The following is a 15,833-nucleotide window of genomic DNA, read 5'->3' on the forward strand; positions in this document are numbered from 1 at the left end:
GGGCCGCAGAGGCTCCAAAGTCAAGGGTGGACGAAGTCCATCGCGAAGCGACGCCGAAGGCGCCCTTGACTTTGGAGGGGCGGCCCCGTACGCCAGCGCCACCCCACCACCCGAACACCCATTCCCCGTATCGTTAGAGCGCCCCTCACAGAACACCCCCGACGCACTTCTTGCTATCCCGCACCGCCACCGCATCGACTGCTTCCGAGTCCGGCCGCGACCAGGCAGTCCGGCCGCGACCGAGAGTCCTGCTGGCGGCTGGCCGTCCTGCCAGCAGCCGGGGAATCCTGCCGGCGACCGGGGAGTCCTGCCAGCGGCCGGGGATCCGGCCGACGGCCCGAGGCCTCGGGCGAGGTCGTCTTCGCGGTCCTTGACCCGGCGTGAGCCACGGCGGGCGAGGCGCATTCGTCATGTCGCCGATGGCTGCGGGAAATCGGAAGATCATCTGGCCTTCGGCCAGGCGGCCGAGCATGCAGGGGTTTTCCCTTCTCGGTGAGGATGGCCATGTGCCTTGATGGACGATGCGAGCGGCACGCCGCCGCGCTCCCGGCCGACGACGGTGCGCACACCCTGGACCGGCGGCGGCTGCTGATGGCGGCCGCGACCGGAGCGGCGCTGACCCTCGTCCCCGTCTCCTTCCCCCAGGCGCGCGCCGCCACCGGGCCCGCGGCCGCGCCCGGCGACGGTGCGGAGGTCAGCCGCACCGTCACCGGGCACCTGGAGACCGGCGCCGCCGACTTCGTGTACCTGCCCGTCGAGGTGCCGAAGGGCGTGCAGAAGATCGCGGTCGAGTACTCCTACGACAGGCCGGCCGTCCCGGCGGGCACGCCCGGCAACTCCTGCGACATCGGGGTCTTCGACCAGCGCGGCGTCAAGCTGGGCGGGAAGGGCTTCCGCGGCTGGTCCGGCGGCTTCCGCACCTCGTTCGAGATCAGCGCCGCCGAGGCCACGCCCGGCTACCTCCCCGGGCCGGTCGGGGCCGGGACCTGGAACATCGTCCTCGGCCCGTACCAGGTCGCGCCGCAGGGCATGAACTACCGGGTCAAGATCGCTCTGACGTACGGCAGGGACGGCGCGCCCTTCGCACCGAAGTATCCGCCCACGAAGGCGAAGGGGCGCGGGCGCGCCTGGTACCGGGGCGACGGCCACCTGCACACCGTCCACTCCGACGGGCGGCGGCTCCCGTCCGAGGTGGCGGCCGGGGCGCGGGCGGCCGGGCTGGACTTCATGGTGTCCACCGACCACAACACCTCCTCGTCCCACGGCGCCTGGGGCGAGTTCGCCGGGGACGACCTCCTCATCATCACCGGCGAGGAGGTCACCACCCGCAACGGCCACTGGCTGGCGCTCGGCCTGCCCGCCGGCGAGTGGATCGACTGGCGCTACCGCGCCCGGGACGACGGCTTCGCCCGGTTCGCCCGCCAGGTGCGCCGTTCCGGCGGCGCCGTCGTGCCCGCCCACCCGTACTGCCCCTACGTCGCCTGCCAGTGGAAGTTCGGCTACGACGAGGCCGACGCGGTCGAGGTGTGGAACGGCCCGTGGACGTATGACGACGAGTCCGCGGTCGACACCTGGGACGCCCGGCTCGGCGAGGCGGTGCGGTCGGGCAAGGGCTGGCTGCCCGCGGTGGGCAACAGCGACGCGCACAGCGAACCGCAGGTCATCGGGCTGCCGCACACCGTCGTGCACGCCGACGAGCTGAGCACCGGCGCCGTCCTCGCCGGCATCCGCGCCGGCCGCAGCTGGATCGCCGAGTCGTCGTCGGTGAACCTGGCGTTCACCGCGGCCTCCGGAGGGCGGGAGGCGGGCATCGCGGACACTCTCACCGCAAAGGCGGACGCCCCCGTCGACGTGCGGCTGGAGGTGTCCGGCGTGCCGAACGGCACCGTCCGGTTCATCACCGACGAGGGCCAGATGCACCAGGAGTCGCTTCCGGCCTCCGGGAAGGGCACCGTGGTCTGGCGGACGACGACGAGCCTCGCGGCGTACGTGCGCGCGGAGGTCCGCCATCCGATGGCCGACGGCAGCCCCGGCAAGGGCAACACGATGGGACCGGCCCTGGTCTGGGGCCCGATGGCCGCGCTCACCAACCCGATCTTCCTCAAGCGCGCCTGATGGGGCCCCGGCCGGGGTTCCACCAGGTTCGGGCGTCGGGTCTCGCCGCCGGCACGCGGGGCATGCGGTATCGCCGGTTCAATGAGCGGGCAGCTCGCCGAGGACGTCGCCGACGGTTCGCGGCTCGCGTCCGAGCAGGCCGCCGAGCAGGGGGTCGACTCCGGCGAAGAAGCCTTGCGACGCGGCCTCGTACATGCCGAGGGTGAACCTGGCCATGGGCTCGGGCTGGCCGGCGGCGACGCGGGCGGCGACCCACGCGTCCGCGGGGACCACCTCGGTGCGGACGGCGCGTCCGATGATCTCGGACGCGGTCGCGGCGATCTCGGTGAACGTCGGTGCGGCCTTCGCGGTCAGGGTGACGGGCCCGTCATAGCCGCCCTTGGCGGCGAGGACGACCGCGGCGGCCTCGGCCGCGTCCTCGCGTGCCGTCCAGGACACCGGTCCGTCGGCCGGCACGGTGATGCGGCCGGTCTGGCGCCATGGCCCCAGCAGCCAGGCGAGGCTGTGCGCGTAGAAGCCGTTGCGCAGGGAGGTCCAGGGGACGCCGGAGCCGGCGAGGAGCCGTTCGGTGGCCGCGTGGTCGCGTCCCGGGCCGAACGGGGTGTTCGGAGCCGCGCCCTGGTGGCTCGTGTAGAGGACGCGTCCCACCCCGGCGGCGACGGCCGCCTCGATCGCGTTGCGATGCAGCGCCACCGCGTCGGCCGCGGGGTCGTTGGACGAGACGAGCAGCAGCTGGTCGGCTCCGGCGAACGCGGCCGGGAGCGAGGCCGGGTCGGCGTAGTCGCCGTGGCGCACCTCGACCCCGCGGTCGGCGTACCGCCGGGCCTTGGCGGGGTCGCGCACCGCGACCGCGATCTCGCCGGCCGGCACGCGCTCGAGCAGGTGGTCGACGGTGGCGCCGTTGAGCGCGCCGGTCGCACCGGTGATGACGATCATTCGACGTCCCTCCCTTGTTATCAGTGGTATCACGATGACGCTAACACTGATAAATCATTGATAGCAAGGAGGCGTTATCGTTGGAACATGACCGAAGCGCCGAGCCGCCGTGCCGACACGCGAGCGCGGATCATCGACGCCGCCGCCCGCCTTCTCCAGGACCACGGGCCGGCGGCGGTGACCACGCGTGGGGTCGCCGAGGCCGCGGGAGTGCAGGCCCCGGCGATCTACCGGCTCTTCGGCGACAAGGACGGCCTGCTGGAGGCCGTGGCCGAGCACGTGATGGCGACCTATGTCTCCGCGAAAGCGGAGATCGTGCGGGCGGCGGCGGCCGAAGAGGCCGACCCCCTCGACGACCTGCGCTCGGGATGGCTGATGCAGATCGACTTCGGCGTCGCGAACCCGGCCCTCTTCCGCCTTTTCAGCGACCCCGACCGGGTGCTTCACTCGCCGGCGGCGCGGTCGGGCCGGCGCGTCCTGGAGTCACGGGTGCACCGCGTCGCCGAGTCCGGGCGGCTGCGCGTCAGCGAACGACGCGCCGTCGACCTCATCCAGGCCGCGGGGATCGGCACCATCCAGACACTGCTGGCGACACCACCCGAGCAGCGCGACGCCGCCCTGGCCGAGAGCATGTACGAGGCCGTACTCCGGCAGATCCTCACCGACGCGCCCGACGGCACGGCGGGCGGATCGACCGCGACGGCGGTCGCGTTCCGCGCCATCGCCCCCGGCCTCACGGCCTTGACCGAGGGCGAGCGGCGGCTCCTGACCGAGTGGCTCGACCGGGTGATCGCCGGCGGCTGAGCCTTCCGTCAGTGCTCGCGAGCCCAGCGCCGACGGTTCCGGGCCGGGGGCTCCGGTCTGGCCGGAACCCCCGGGCCTGCGGTCACTTGATGAGCGGGTCGCGCGGAAGGCGGAGGATCCGCTCGGCGATCTGGTTGCGGGTGATCTCGGACGTGCCGCCCGCGATGGACATGCCGCGCGAGCCGAGCCGCATCCGGCCGGCGACCATGCCGAGGCCCTCGGAGAAGACCAGCTCGGGCCCGGCGAACGTTGACAGCAGGGCGGCGGCCGCGTGGCCGTGCTCGGCGAGGACGAGCTTGGTGATGTTGCCCTCGGGGCCGGGCTCGCCACCCGCGACGGCGCGCTCGGCGCTGCGCAGGTTGAGCAGGCGCAGCGCCTGCGCCTCGGCCTCGTGGGCGCCGACGCGCTCGGCGCCCGCCGGGACGCGGTCCGGGTGCTCGGTGCACAGCTTCACCAGGTCCGGCAGCTCGTAGGAGCCGCCGGCGCCGCCGCCGATGCTGACCCGCTCGTTGCCGAGCGTGGCGCGGGCGACCGTCCAGCCCTGGTTGGGGGTGCCGACGACGTCGGAGTCGGGCACGAAGACGTCGGAGAGGAACACCTCGTTGAACTCGGAGTCGCCGGTGATCTGGCGGAGCGGGCGGACCTCGACGCCCGGGTGCTCCATGTCGATCACCATCATGGTGACGCCGGCGTGCTTGGGGGCGTCGGGGTCGGTGCGGACGGTCGCGAAGCCCCACCGGCAGTAGTGGGCGCCGCTCGTCCACACCTTCTGGCCGTTGACGATCCAGCCGCCGTCGGTCTTCACGGCGCGGGTCTTCACCGACGCGGCGTCCGACCCGGCCTCGGGCTCGCTGAACAGCTGGCACCAGATCTCCTCGCCGAGCAGCGCGGGCCGCACCCAGCGGTCGATCTGCTCCTGGGAGCCGTGCTGGATGATGGTGAGGATGTTCCAGCTGGTGATGCCGTACTGCGGGCGCTTCACGCCGGCGGCCCTGAACTCCTCGTCGATGACGAGCTGGAGCCCGGCCGGGGCCTCCAGGCCCCACGGCTTCGGCCAGTGCGGCTGGACGTAGCCGGTCTCGATGAGGCGGACCCGCTGCTCCTCCTTGGGCAGCGCGGCGATCTCGCGGGCCAGCTCGCGGACCTCGGCGCGCCTGGCCTCCGCCTCCGGCGGCAGGTCGAGGGCGGTGGCGCGGACGACGCCGGCGGCGAGCAGCCGGGTGACGTCGCGGGCGGCCGCCTCCGGGTCGACGACGGCCTCGATCGCGGCGGCGCGGCGCATCAGCAGGTGCGCGTCGTGCTCCCAGGTGAAGCCGATGCCGCCGTGCACCTGGATGTTCAGCCCGGAGTCGTCGAGGAAGGCCGGGACGGCGAGCGCGGCGGCGATCGCGGCGGCGAGCTCGAACTGGTCGGACGGCCCGGACGCGGCGCGCGCCGCGTCCCACGCGGCGGCGGTGCCCAGCTCGGCGGCCACCAGCATGTTCGCGCAGTGGTGCTTGACGGCTTGGAACGTGCCGATCGTGCGGCCGAACTGCTGCCGGACCTTCGCGTACTCGGTGGCCGACTCGACGCACTCCAGCGCGCCGCCGACGGCCTCGGCCGCGTAGAGGGTGCGGGCGATCGCGGTCGCGTGGGCGGCGGCGCCCGCGATGACCTCCACGGACGCCCCGTCGAGCCGGACGCGGGCGGCGCGGCGGGACGGGTCGAGGTTCGCGGGCACCTCGACGCCCACGCCCGCCGCGTCCGGCCGGACGATCACCACGTCGTCGCCGCTGGTCAGCAGCAGCAGACCCGCGAGGCCGCCGCCGAGCACCACGGCCTCGCCGGACGCGATGCCGCCGTCCACGGTCACCGAGCCGTCCAGGCCGAGGGCGGCGGGGACCTCGCCGGACGCCAGGTCCGGCAGCAGCCGGGCGCGCTGCTCGCCGGTCCCGCGCGCGGCGATCACCGCCGACGCCGCCATGGTCGGGACGAGCGGCCCCGGGGCGACGGCCCTGCCGATCTCCTCCGCGACGACCACGAGTTCCGGGAGCCCGTACCCGCCGCCGCCGTGCTCCTCGGGCAGGTGCAGGCCGAGGAGCCCGAGACCGGCGAACTCCTTCCAGAACGCCGGGAGCGTCTCCTCGCCGGCCTCCAGCAGCGCCCGGTTCGCGGCGCGCGCGTCATGGTCGCGCAGGAAAGCGCGCGCCGTCCGCGCCAGTTCGCGATGCTCCTCGCCGATGGCGATCGCCATGGATCCTCCCAGGTGTTCCGCGCCTGCGGCGCATGTCGGGTGGTGTGCCGCTCAGCTAATAATTGCTCGCTTACACCCCGTCCTGTCCACCGGCCCCCCGTGGACGCTCCTGAACCACCCATGCGTTCCCGTCCGGGTCGGCGAAGAACGCCATCGTGCTCCACGGCCCCGGCCCCGGCCCCTTGACCTGCACGCCGTTGTCGAAGTGCACGACGTCGCCGACCGGGACGCCCCGTCCGGCCAGCTCCTCCCGCGCCGCAACACGTCGAAGACTCTGCTTCCCCGACCAACCGACACCCGACCGACCTCCCGGCAGCGTCAGCCCGCTGAGGCTCCCCGGCGCGCCGCCGGTGACCAAGTGGATCGAGCAGCCGGAGCCGGGCGGGGGTGAGCTGGACGATCCGCATGCCGCCGGGAACGGTCCGGTCGAGGTCGACCGCGAAACCGACCTGCTCGGCGTAGAACTCCTTGGCCCGGTCCACGTCGGAGACGGGCACCGGCACGACTTCCAGTTTCCATTCCATGATGGTGATGACGTACGGCGGCGCCGGAAATCATCGCGTCCGCCGGTTCAGCCCGCGGCGGACTCGTCCTCCGGCGGAAGGATGTACGCCGCCGGGACCACGACCGCGAGCATGGCCAGCGGGATGAGCACCGCCCCGGGCCCCGCGCCCTTGGACGTGAACCCGGCGGCCACCGCACCGGCCAGGAAGAAGGCGAGGACGAGCGCCTGGAGGACGTGCCCGAGGCGGCTCTGGCGCCGCAGCCGGGCCCCGTGCAGGCGGCTGCTCAGATCGACGACGAGCGACGTCATGGTGCCCGTGATGAAGACGGTCGTCACGCCGGACACCCCCAGCCGCGTCACCGCCCCGGCCTGGAGGCCCATCGCCACGCCGGCGAGCGCGATGAAGCCGAGCCTCGGCGCGCCGTGCGCCGGCCCGCCGAGCGTCTCCCACCAGACGAACCAGGCGGCCAGCGGCACGAGCTCGATCGCCAGGCAGGACGCGAGGAGCCGCCGCCCGGAGGGGAGGAGCCCGCTCGCGGACGCGCCGAGGACGAAGGCGCCGAGCGCGCAGAGCGACCGCAGCGCGGCGCCGGCCCTGCCGGTGGCGATGCCGATGCCGAGCAGCGCGGTGTTCCCCGTCATGTTCCCCGTGAAGACGTGTCCGAGCCCGAGGTAGCTGACGACGTCGGTCGCGGCGGCGACCACGGCCAGGCCGGGGAGGATGACGGCCCGCCTGGGCGTGGGAAATGCCATGGAGCCGCACTACCCGGCCGCCGCCGCGGCATTCGGAACGGGCGGGCGGAACGGGCGGGCGTCAGTCGCCCGGGCCCTCGCGGTCCGCCTTTCCGCCGGACCCGCCGCGCTCGTCGCGCTCGTCGCGCTCGTCGCGCTCGTCGCCCGCGGCACGGCCATCGTCTCCCTCCGGCCCGTCGCCGCCCGGGGGTTCGGTGGCGGCGGCGACGTCGGGAGGCAACTCCTCGGGCGGGTCGCGCAGGGCGGGCCAGGACCGGTACACGACCGCGGCGACCGGCACCGCGACGGCCGCGCCGGGGATGCCGCCGACGATCCCGCCGATGCTGATCGCCAGGATGATGGCGAGCGGGTGCAGCCGGACGAGCCGCCCGACCAGCAGCGGCTGGAGCAGGTGGCTCTCGGCCTGGTGCTCGACGATCAGCACGCCGAGGAAGATCAGCGCGATGACGCCGCCCTTGGCGGCGAACGCGACCGCGACCGCGAGCGCGCCGCCGACCAGGATCCCGACGATCGGGATGAAGCTCCCCAGGAAGATCACCACGGCGAGCGGCGCGACCAGCGGGACGCCGAGCACGGCCAGCACGATCGCCAGCACGACGGCGTGGATCGCCGCGACCATGACGGTGCCGTGCACGTACTGCGACAGCGTCTCCCAGGCGGCGCGGCCGGCCCGGTCGATGCGGGGCCGGTAGCGGCCCGTCCCGCTGATCGTCCAGTCCCAGATCCGGGCGCCGTCCTTGAGCAGGAAGAACGTGATGAACAGCATCAGCACGAGGGCGGCGAGCACCTCGACGGTGACGGCGCCCGCCTGCACCGCCGTGTTCGCGAGCTTGCCGCGCCGCTTCTCCAGGTAGGCGATGCCCTGGTCGATCGAGTTCTGGATCTGGGAGTGCTTGACGTGCAGCGGGCCGGTCTCCAGCCAGTGCTGCAGGGAGCGGGCGGTGGCCTGCACCTCGGTGGCGAGCTTGGGGAACTCCTGGTTCGCCTGGACCCCGACGAACGTGCCGATCCCGCCGAGCACCGCGAGGGCGATCAGCATGGTGATCCAGGTGGCGGCGAGGGACGGCAGCCCGGCCCGTTCGAGCCGGGCGGTGAAGGGGCGCAGCAGCGCGCACAGGAACAGCGCGATCGCGCACGGCAGGAAGACGATCTTCAGCGTGCCGATGACCCACACGAGGCCGTAGCCGACCGCGCCGACGGCGATCAGCCGCCAGGACCACGCGGCCGCCGCTCTGAGCAGGGGCGGCGCCGGCGGCGATGCCGACGCCGCGGACCTGCGGTGACGCTCGTCGCTCATCCGCGCCCCTCCGTCGGGACGCCGGTCTTCTCCCCCACTCCGGAAACTCTATGCGTCCGGCGCGGCTCAGATGCCGCGCCGGAAACCCCGGATCGCGAGCGCGGCGGCGGCGGCGCCGACGGCCGCGCTGACCGCGAGGGCGGTGGCCGCGTCGGCGAGCGCCGGGCCGCCGAGCGCGAGGGCGCGCGCCGCCCGGATCCCGTAGGTGGCGGGGTTGGCGCCGGCGACCGCGCGCAGCCAGCCGGGCAGCGCGCTCGCCGGGACGAACGCCTCGGACGCGAAGATCAGCGGGAACGTCGCCAGCCCCGCGACGCTCTGCACCAGCTCGGTGTTCCGGATCCAGCAGGCGATGGCGATGAAGATCCAGCCGAGGCAGCAGCCGACCGCGAGCGCGAGCGCCGCGGCGCCGAGCGCGCCGAACGGCCCGCCGGCCGGGCGGAACCCCAGCAGCGCCGCCGCGAGGACGAGCAGCAGCAGCTGCTGGAGCGCGCAGCGGACGGTGTCGGCGGCGCTGCGGGCGAGCAGCACCGACCCGGGCCAGATCGGCATCGACCGGAACCGGGCGATGATCCCGTTCCGCATCTCCTGGGTGAGCCCGACCGCGGTGTTCAGCGCCGCCTGCATCGCCGACGTCACCATGATCGCCGGGACCAGGAAGTCGACGTAGCGGACGCCGGGCGGGAAGCCGGGCGCCCGCGCGACGCTGCCGAACAGCTGGCTGAACGTGCCGAGCATCAGCAGCGGCCCGAGCATGCTCGCGACGACGAGCCGCGGGTCGAGGACGAGCGCGCGCAGCGACCGCCCGGTGAGGACCCGCAGCTGCGTCCAGACCCCGGCGTCCTGCGGGGGCGCCGTGCGCGCGGTGTCCCGGGCGGGCGCGCCGACCGTCACGACGCGTTCCCCACCGCCGCGTCCCGCGCCGACGCGTCCGGCGCCGACACGGCTCCCGCCGACGCGTCCGGGCGGCGGGGCCCGATCAGCGACAGGTACACGTCGTCGAGGGTCGGCGCCGTCACGGCCAGCTCGTAGTCGCCCGCGACCTCGGCGTCCAGCGTCCGCGCGACGACCGCGAGATCGCGCGGGCCCGTCAGCGGGACGGCGAGGACGTCGCGGCGCGGGTCGTACTCCGGGCCGAGTCCCTCCAGGCGGAGCGCGCGGGCGGCGGCCCGCACGGCGTCCCGGCCGGAGAGCCGCGCGGTGGCGGTGCGCCCGCCGACGCGGGCCTTCAGGTCGGCGGGCGCACCGGTCGCGACGACCCGCCCGCCGGCGAGCACGGCGATGGTGTCGGCGAGCCGGTCCGCCTCGTCGAGGTACTGGGTGGTGAGCACGACGGTCGTCCCGTCCCGGACCAGGTCCTCGACGATCGCCCAGGTCGCGAGGCGGGCGGCCGGGTCCAGTCCGGTGGTGGGCTCGTCGAGGAACAGCACCTCGGGACGGCCCGTCAGGCTGGCCGCGAGGTCGAGGCGGCGCCGCATCCCGCCGGAGTAGCCGCGCACCGGCCGGTCGGCCGCGCCGGTCAGGTCGAACATCTCCAGCAGCTCGGCGGCGCGGCGGAGCGCGGCGCGCCGCCCCGTCCCGCGCAGCCGGGCGACCAGCACCAGGTTGTCGCGGCCGGAGATCTGCTCGTCGACGGCCGCGAACTGCCCGGTCAGCGCGATCCGGCGGCGCACCTCCCGGGACTGCCGGACGACGTCGTACCCGGCGACGCGGGCGGTGCCGGCGGCCGGCCGGCACAGCGTCGCGAGCACGTTGACCAGCGTGGTCTTGCCGGCGCCGTTGTGGCCGAGCAGCCCGAGCACCGCGCCGGGCCGCGCGGCGACGCTCACCCCGTCCAGCGCCTGGACCGGCCCGAACCACGTGCTGACGCCCACGGCCTCGATCGCGTACTCCGCCCGGCCGGGCGCGGCGGTCACCCCGCGCTCCGGGTCGGGGCGACCAGCCGCTTCATCAGCGCCGAGACGATCCGGTCGTACCAGCGGGTGAAGGCCCACGCGCCGACCGCGCCGGCGGCGACCGCCACCGCCGCTCCGGCGGGCCGCCCGACCGGGACGGGCGCGCCCGCGACGGCGCCGGGCAGCGCGGCGGCGAGCAGCAGCAGGTTCCGGACGATCATCGCCTGCCCCATCACCGAGCCCTTCGAGCCGAAGCAGCGGCATTCGGCGAAGACGCCGCCGCGGACGGCGCGCACCACGATGCCGATGAACAGGACGAGCAGGGCGGACGCCAGCGCGAACCCGGCGCGGACCGCGGGCGGCAGCGCCAGCAGCACGGCCGCCGTCCCCTCGCCCGCGACGACCAGCGCGCCCGCCGGGACCGCGACCCGCTCCGGCAGGATCGCGAGCTGCCGGATCGACCCGGTGAACCCGCGGAACCGCGCCGCGCCGCGCGCCTTCCCGACGAACGCGGCGGCGAAAACCGTGAGGATCAGCGCCCGGCAGCCGAGCAGCACCAGGTCCGTCATCGGTCCGCCTGCGCGCTGCCGGGCGCCGCGACCACCATCGTCTTGGCGAACGCCGGCACCTCGGCGCGCTCGCCGACCGGCACCCCGTCCGCCTCCACCCAGGCGTGCGCGCGGAACGGCTCCATGCGGACGCCCGTGCACCAGTCCGGCCACGTCCCGCCCGCGCGGCACAGCAGCACCGTCGCGAGGGACCGCTGCAGGCAGCCCTGCCCGGCGCACTGGACGCTCACCGTCACCACCGCCTGCCGTGCCGCGAGCGCCTCCTCCCCCGACGCGGGACGCGCGCCCCGCCGCAGGAAGGCGAGGACGCGGCGCAGCCGGCGCGGCGGCAGCGCCGCGATCAGCCGGGCGGCGCCCACCGCGGCGCGGGCCCCGGCCCGCCGCCGCCGCGTCAGCCGGACGGGCGGCTCCAGCGCGACCGGCATCGTCACGGCGCCATCACCTCGGCGTCGCGGAGCGTCCGGACGAACGCGGCGACGTCCGCGGTGACCCGCTCCGCCGCGTCCGGGTGCCGGGCCCGCAGCTCGCGGACGGCGTCGTCGACGGTCCCGCCGTCCAGCAGCAGCCGGATCACGGTGGTGCCGGTCGCGTTCAGCGCCCAGTAGCGGCCGGTGCGCTCGTCCAGCAGCACCGTGCCGTGCTCGGTCTCGGTCATCGTCACATGGGGCGACAGCGACGCCCCGGGAGTCACGGGCATCTCGGGCCTCCGGTTCATGAGTGCGGGACGCGGTTCGATGGGTGCGGGACGCGGTCGCGCTCGACGGCGCGCAGCCACGTCTCGCAGGCGAACGTGCTGATCAGCGGCATCAGGGTCAGGGACGAGGGCGGCGGCGCCTCCAGCACGGCGCGCAGCGCCGCGGGGTCGACGAGCCCGAGCCGCGCGAGGCGCATGTCGTCGCCGCACAGGCCGAGCAGGTCGGCGCGGTGCCGGCGCAGGCTGTCGTAGGCCTCCGCGCTGTACTCCGACTTCGTCGCCCGCCCGAGGATCCGGGCCGGGACGATGCCGGCCATCGCGGCGGACAGGACGGGCTTGTAGCGGTCGGGCATCGTCGTGTCCCGCAGGCGGACGGCGAGCGCCGCCTCGATGACCCGGTCGTCGACGAACGGCGCGTGCCAGGCCACGCCCTCCCGGGAGGTGAGCCGGTCGACGCGGCGGATCGTGTCGCCGCAGAGCCGGGCGTCCTGCAGCGCGGCGTGCTGCCCGCGCAGCGGCGCGAGCGGTTCGACGCCGGAGGCGCCGATCCGCCGGAACAGGGTCTGCGCCGCGCCGGCGGCGTCCGCGGTCGCCCACGGCGGCAGCCGGTAGGCGATCCCCCAGCCGAACGCGGGCGCGCCGCCGACCTCGCGGACCGGGTCGGTGAGCGTGCCGGCGGACGCGGCGAGCCACCCGCCGAACGTGTCGCCGTTCAGCAGCGCCCGCACCGCGGGCAGCAGCCGCCACCGGTACATCGCCCGGTAGGCGCGCAGGTGCCGGACGGCGCCGCCGCCCCGCGTCCGCGCGAGCGTGTGCAGGTTGAGCGGGTTGCCGAGGAACAGCTCGTCGCCGCCGTGGCCGGTCAGGTGGGACGCGGAGCCGGCGGCGGCGACGCGGCGGGCCAGGTGGGTCAGCCGGGCCCGGGTCCGGATCCAGGCGAAGGGCCCCTCGACGTCCGGCTCCGGATCGGGTGCGGCGATCCCGTCGAACCAGGTGGGGGCGGTGTCGCGGGCCAGCACCAGGTGCTCGGCGGACGGCAGGTCCGCGGCGGCGAGCCGCGCCCAGTGCCGGTCCTCGTCGGCGTGGTCGACGGCCTCCCAGCGGGTCGTGACGAGCCGGTCCGCGTCGGCGGCGGCGAGGAAGCACAGGCTGGTGGAGTCCATCCCGCCGGACAGGTCCGCGCTGATCGTCTTGACGCCCCGCGCGCGCACGGCGACCGCGTCGCGCAGCGCCCGCCGGACGCGGCGCGCCCCGTCGGCGAGCGGCAGGTGCGGCTCCGGCGGCGTCCACCACCGGACCGGGCGGCCCCGGCCGTCGGCGCCGATCTCGAGGTAGCAGCCGGCGGGGACGGCCTCGATGCCCGTCCACAGCGGCGTCTCGCTGATCGGCCACGGCGGCCACGGCGCGACGAGCCGGGCCGCGAGCAATTCCTCGTCCACCCGGTGGTCGCCCGGCAGGGACGTTGGCGCGGACGCGGCGACGGTCACCCCGCCGAGCGAGGTGTGGAAGACCTGCCGCACGGTCGACACGCTGCCCTGCACCCGGATGCGCCCGTCGACGGACGCGACGAGGTGGAAGCTCCCCGCGAGCCGCCCGCACAGCGCGTCCAGGTCCCGTACGGAGCGGACGCGGGCGAGCACGCGTTCCAGCTCGTCCGGCGCCGTGTCGGCGGGCCCGAACAGCACGACGCGATCGCGCCCGCACGCGGCGGACACGACGCTCTCCCTCTCCCAGCGTCCGACGATCCAGGGGCGGCCCGACGCGTGCTCGAACCGCGAAGCGGCCGGGCCCGCCATCGCGGCGGCCGCGGCCGTGTCCGGAAGGACGCGGAACTCCACCATTCCCTCTTCCCTTTCACCGGGCGTGCCGGCGCCGGGGCGAACCGGCGCCGGCACTTCCGTTCCGAGCCGACGGGCCGCGCGATCCGTCAGCAGAGCATGACGCACGACCAGTCGGCCTCGAATCCCCAGCTCGGCCGGCCGAGGGTCAGCTCGGCGAAGCCACCGACCTCCATCAGGGCGGGCGGCTCGTAAGCCGCCACCTTCTGCTGCATGGAAACACCCTCCCTGCGAACCGGAGCGGCCCCGGATGGGCCTCCCCGTTGCGCTACCACATTAGGAGGAAGGTCATTTCACTTACCTTGCAGTTGGCTCTCAGCGGAGCCGGGCGGTATTGAGATCGCCTGTTCCCGGCGCGACCATCGGCAGGGAGAAAGAACCGATCGAAGGAGCCGGCGATGACGATTCTCTCCATCCTCGACACCGCGCCCGTGTGGCAGGGCTCGTCGCCGTCGCGGGCGCTGCGGGAGACCCTGCGGACGGCGCCGGAGGCCGAGCGGATGGGGTACCACCGGTACTGGGTCGCCGAGCACCACAACGCCCCGTTCATCGCCAGCTGCGCGCCGCCGGTGCTCGTCGCGCTGCTCGCGGCCGCCACGTCCCGGATGCGGGTCGGCTCCGGCGGCGTGATGCTGCCGAACCATCCGCCGCTGGTCGTCGCCGAGCAGTTCGGGACGCTGGTGGCGCTGCACCCGGACCGCGTCGACCTCGGCGTCGGCCGGTCCCCCGGCACGGACATGACCACGGCGAGGGCGCTGCGCCGGGTCAGCAGCCCGCCCGGGTCGGAGGCGTACCGGGAGCAGGTCCGCGAGCTGGTCGGGCTCCTGTCGCCGCGGCCCGGCGACCCGGTCGTCGCGGTCCCGGCGGCGGGCGGCGCGCCGGACGTGTGGCTGCTCGGGTCGAGCGTCGAGAACGGCCGTTTCGCCGGGGAGCTGGGGCTGCCGTTCGCGTTCGCGCACCACATCCGCCCGCAGAACGCCGAGCCCGCGCTCCGCGCCTACCGCGACGCCTTCCGGCCGTCGGCCGCGTTCCCGGAACCGCGAACGCTCCTCGCCGCGTCGGTCATCGTCGCCGATTCCACCGAGCGCGCGGAATGGCTCTCCGGGCCGTCCAAAGTGATCGTGGCGCAGTCCTTGCGGGGCATCCGGAACGGACCGAACGTCACCCCCGAGGACGCCGCGAAACTCCATTGGACGGCCGACGAGGACGCGGTTCTCCGCGAACGCATGGCGCACCATGTGATCGGCGATCCGGAAACCGTCCGGGAACGCCTCACCGAACTGCTCGCCCGGACGGGTTCCGACGAACTCATGGTGCTGACGCTCGTCCACGATTTCGACGAGCGGCTGCGCTCCTACGAACTGCTCGCCAAGGCGATGTCCGCCGGAAATCCCTGACGGTCCCCGGAGATCCCTGACGGTTCAGAGTGAAAGGACCGAATGGTCGTCGCGCAGGATCGCCGTCTGGAGGCGGCGGAGTTCGAGATCGGGGTCGACGCCGAACTCGGTGCGCAGCTGCGAGCTGACCTTCCGGTACGCCGCCAGCGCCTCCACGCGGCGGCCCGACCGGGACAGCGCCAGCATCAGCTGCCACCAGAGCCGCTCCCGGAACGGGTACCGGTCGGTCAGCGCGCGCAGCTCCCCGACCATCTCGTCGTGCTCGCCGAGCGCCAGCCCCACCTCGCACCGCCACTCCACCGCCCGCAGGTACTCCTCCGTCAGCCGCGGCACCTCCGTCTGCTGGAGGGCGTCGGACCGGACGTTCGCCAGGACGGGCCCGCGCCACAGCGCCAGCGCCTCCCGCAGCCGCGCCGACTGGACGGCGAGGTCGCGCCGCTCCCCCGCGGCGGCGGCCTCGCGCATCAGCGCGCGGAAGCGCAGCAGGTCCAGCCCGCCGGGTCCGAGATCCAGGACGTAGCCGCCGGAGGAGGTGGCGAGCAGCCCCGCTGAGCCGGGCGCGTGCCGGTCGAGCCACTGCCGCAGCCGGGACACGCAGGAGTACAGCGCGCCGCGCGGCCGGTCCGGCAGCCGGTCCCCCCACAGGTGGTCCAGCAGCTGCTCGAGCTGGACGACCTCCCCAGCGTTCAGCGCCAGCACGGCGAGCAGCACCCGCTGCCCGCCCTTCGGCAGCTCCACGCGCCGGCCCTCCACGGCCGCCTCCAGCGGCCCGAGCACCTTGAGACCGACCCCGTTCATGT

General features: G+C 74.9%; 15 protein-coding genes. 3 read left to right on the forward strand and 12 right to left on the reverse strand.

The features are described from left to right. Positions 1-504 precede the first annotated feature (504 nt). Positions 505-2,115 carry a CehA/McbA family metallohydrolase gene (locus J4557_RS35095; RefSeq protein WP_208271097.1) on the forward strand — a complete coding sequence of 537 codons (1,611 nt, stop codon included), beginning with the start codon at positions 505-507 and terminating at the stop codon, positions 2,113-2,115. 78 nt (positions 2,116-2,193) lie between these two features. Here J4557_RS35095 and J4557_RS35100 read toward each other — a convergent pair whose 3' ends face one another. Further along, positions 2,194-3,051 carry an NmrA family NAD(P)-binding protein gene (locus J4557_RS35100; protein ID WP_208271098.1) on the reverse strand — a complete coding sequence of 286 codons (858 nt, stop codon included), beginning with the start codon at positions 3,049-3,051 and terminating at the stop codon, positions 2,194-2,196. An 87-nt stretch (positions 3,052-3,138) separates the two neighbouring features. On the opposite strand from J4557_RS35100, the gene J4557_RS35105 reads away from it, so the two are divergent. Next, complete coding sequence (locus J4557_RS35105) at positions 3,139-3,855, forward strand: TetR/AcrR family transcriptional regulator (RefSeq protein ID WP_208271099.1); 717 nt, start codon at positions 3,139-3,141, stop codon at positions 3,853-3,855. Positions 3,856-3,937: 82 nt separating this feature from the next. On the opposite strand, the gene J4557_RS35110 is transcribed toward J4557_RS35105, so the two are convergent. The 10 genes from J4557_RS35110 to J4557_RS35155 form a co-directional block, all read right to left on the reverse strand. Next, the gene (locus J4557_RS35110; protein ID WP_208271100.1) at positions 3,938-6,088 is read right to left on the reverse strand and encodes an acyl-CoA dehydrogenase family protein; all 2,151 of its coding nucleotides are present in this window, start codon (positions 6,086-6,088) and stop codon (positions 3,938-3,940) included. A 571-nt stretch (positions 6,089-6,659) separates the two neighbouring features. After that, complete coding sequence (locus tag J4557_RS35115) at positions 6,660-7,346, reverse strand: YoaK family protein (RefSeq protein WP_208271101.1); 687 nt, start codon at positions 7,344-7,346, stop codon at positions 6,660-6,662. 61 nt (positions 7,347-7,407) lie between these two features. After that, entirely contained in the window at positions 7,408-8,643 is a 1,236-nt protein-coding gene (locus tag J4557_RS35120) for an AI-2E family transporter (RefSeq protein ID WP_208271102.1), read from the reverse strand. Positions 8,644-8,709: 66 nt separating this feature from the next. Continuing rightward, positions 8,710-9,534 carry an ABC transporter permease gene (locus J4557_RS35125; RefSeq protein WP_208271103.1) on the reverse strand — a complete coding sequence of 275 codons (825 nt, stop codon included), beginning with the start codon at positions 9,532-9,534 and terminating at the stop codon, positions 8,710-8,712. Beyond that, positions 9,531-10,556: an ATP-binding cassette domain-containing protein gene (locus tag J4557_RS35130; protein WP_307800391.1), complete on the reverse strand. Its 1,026-nt coding sequence runs from the start codon at positions 10,554-10,556 to the stop codon at positions 9,531-9,533. Before J4557_RS35130 ends, J4557_RS35125 begins: the two co-directional genes overlap by 4 nt. Further along, positions 10,553-11,104, reverse strand: coding sequence for a MauE/DoxX family redox-associated membrane protein (locus tag J4557_RS35135; protein ID WP_208271104.1), 552 nt, complete (start codon positions 11,102-11,104; stop codon positions 10,553-10,555). The genes J4557_RS35130 and J4557_RS35135 overlap by 4 nt, the downstream gene beginning before the upstream one ends. Continuing rightward, positions 11,101-11,529: a lasso peptide biosynthesis B2 protein gene (locus J4557_RS35140; protein WP_208271206.1), complete on the reverse strand. Its 429-nt coding sequence runs from the start codon at positions 11,527-11,529 to the stop codon at positions 11,101-11,103. Before J4557_RS35140 ends, J4557_RS35135 begins: the two co-directional genes overlap by 4 nt. Positions 11,530-11,531: 2 nt before the next feature. Further along, on the reverse strand, positions 11,532-11,801 hold the full coding sequence (locus J4557_RS35145) for a lasso peptide biosynthesis PqqD family chaperone (RefSeq protein WP_190854771.1): 270 nt from the start codon (positions 11,799-11,801) through the stop codon (positions 11,532-11,534). A 14-nt stretch (positions 11,802-11,815) separates the two neighbouring features. Beyond that, entirely contained in the window at positions 11,816-13,639 is a 1,824-nt protein-coding gene (locus tag J4557_RS35150) for an asparagine synthase-related protein (protein ID WP_208271105.1), read from the reverse strand. Positions 13,640-13,725: 86 nt separating this feature from the next. Further along, the gene (locus J4557_RS35155; protein ID WP_208271106.1) at positions 13,726-13,851 is read right to left on the reverse strand and encodes a lasso RiPP family leader peptide-containing protein; all 126 of its coding nucleotides are present in this window, start codon (positions 13,849-13,851) and stop codon (positions 13,726-13,728) included. A 183-nt stretch (positions 13,852-14,034) separates the two neighbouring features. Here J4557_RS35155 and J4557_RS35160 point away from each other — a divergent pair, with 183 nt between their 5' ends. Continuing rightward, on the forward strand, positions 14,035-15,033 hold the full coding sequence (locus tag J4557_RS35160; RefSeq protein ID WP_208271107.1) for an LLM class flavin-dependent oxidoreductase: 999 nt from the start codon (positions 14,035-14,037) through the stop codon (positions 15,031-15,033). A 24-nt stretch (positions 15,034-15,057) separates the two neighbouring features. Here J4557_RS35160 and J4557_RS35165 read toward each other — a convergent pair whose 3' ends face one another. Continuing rightward, the gene (locus J4557_RS35165; protein WP_208271108.1) at positions 15,058-15,831 is read right to left on the reverse strand and encodes an AfsR/SARP family transcriptional regulator; all 774 of its coding nucleotides are present in this window, start codon (positions 15,829-15,831) and stop codon (positions 15,058-15,060) included. Positions 15,832-15,833: the final 2 nt, after the last annotated feature.

The sequence above is a fragment of the Actinomadura nitritigenes genome (genome assembly GCF_017573545.1).
Classification (GTDB): Bacteria; Actinomycetota; Actinomycetes; order Streptosporangiales; family Streptosporangiaceae; genus Spirillospora; species Spirillospora nitritigenes.

Excerpts from the sequence above, each read along its gene's own strand:
- J4557_RS35095 (WP_208271097.1), top strand. The coding sequence starts at position 505 with ATGTGCCTTGATGGACGATGCGAGCGGCACGCCGCCGCGCTCCCGGCC.
- J4557_RS35100 (WP_208271098.1), bottom strand. The coding sequence starts at position 3,051 with ATGATCGTCATCACCGGTGCGACCGGCGCGCTCAACGGCGCCACCGTC.
- J4557_RS35105 (WP_208271099.1), top strand. The coding sequence starts at position 3,139 with ATGACCGAAGCGCCGAGCCGCCGTGCCGACACGCGAGCGCGGATCATC.
- J4557_RS35110 (WP_208271100.1), bottom strand. The coding sequence starts at position 6,088 with ATGGCGATCGCCATCGGCGAGGAGCATCGCGAACTGGCGCGGACGGCG.
- J4557_RS35115 (WP_208271101.1), bottom strand. The coding sequence starts at position 7,346 with ATGGCATTTCCCACGCCCAGGCGGGCCGTCATCCTCCCCGGCCTGGCC.
- J4557_RS35120 (WP_208271102.1), bottom strand. The coding sequence starts at position 8,643 with ATGAGCGACGAGCGTCACCGCAGGTCCGCGGCGTCGGCATCGCCGCCG.
- J4557_RS35135 (WP_208271104.1), bottom strand. The coding sequence starts at position 11,104 with ATGACGGACCTGGTGCTGCTCGGCTGCCGGGCGCTGATCCTCACGGTT.
- J4557_RS35140 (WP_208271206.1), bottom strand. The coding sequence starts at position 11,529 with ATGCCGGTCGCGCTGGAGCCGCCCGTCCGGCTGACGCGGCGGCGGCGG.
- J4557_RS35145 (WP_190854771.1), bottom strand. The coding sequence starts at position 11,801 with ATGCCCGTGACTCCCGGGGCGTCGCTGTCGCCCCATGTGACGATGACC.
- J4557_RS35150 (WP_208271105.1), bottom strand. The coding sequence starts at position 13,639 with ATGGTGGAGTTCCGCGTCCTTCCGGACACGGCCGCGGCCGCCGCGATG.
- J4557_RS35155 (WP_208271106.1), bottom strand. The coding sequence starts at position 13,851 with ATGCAGCAGAAGGTGGCGGCTTACGAGCCGCCCGCCCTGATGGAGGTC.
- J4557_RS35160 (WP_208271107.1), top strand. The coding sequence starts at position 14,035 with ATGACGATTCTCTCCATCCTCGACACCGCGCCCGTGTGGCAGGGCTCG.
- J4557_RS35165 (WP_208271108.1), bottom strand. The coding sequence starts at position 15,831 with ATGAACGGGGTCGGTCTCAAGGTGCTCGGGCCGCTGGAGGCGGCCGTG.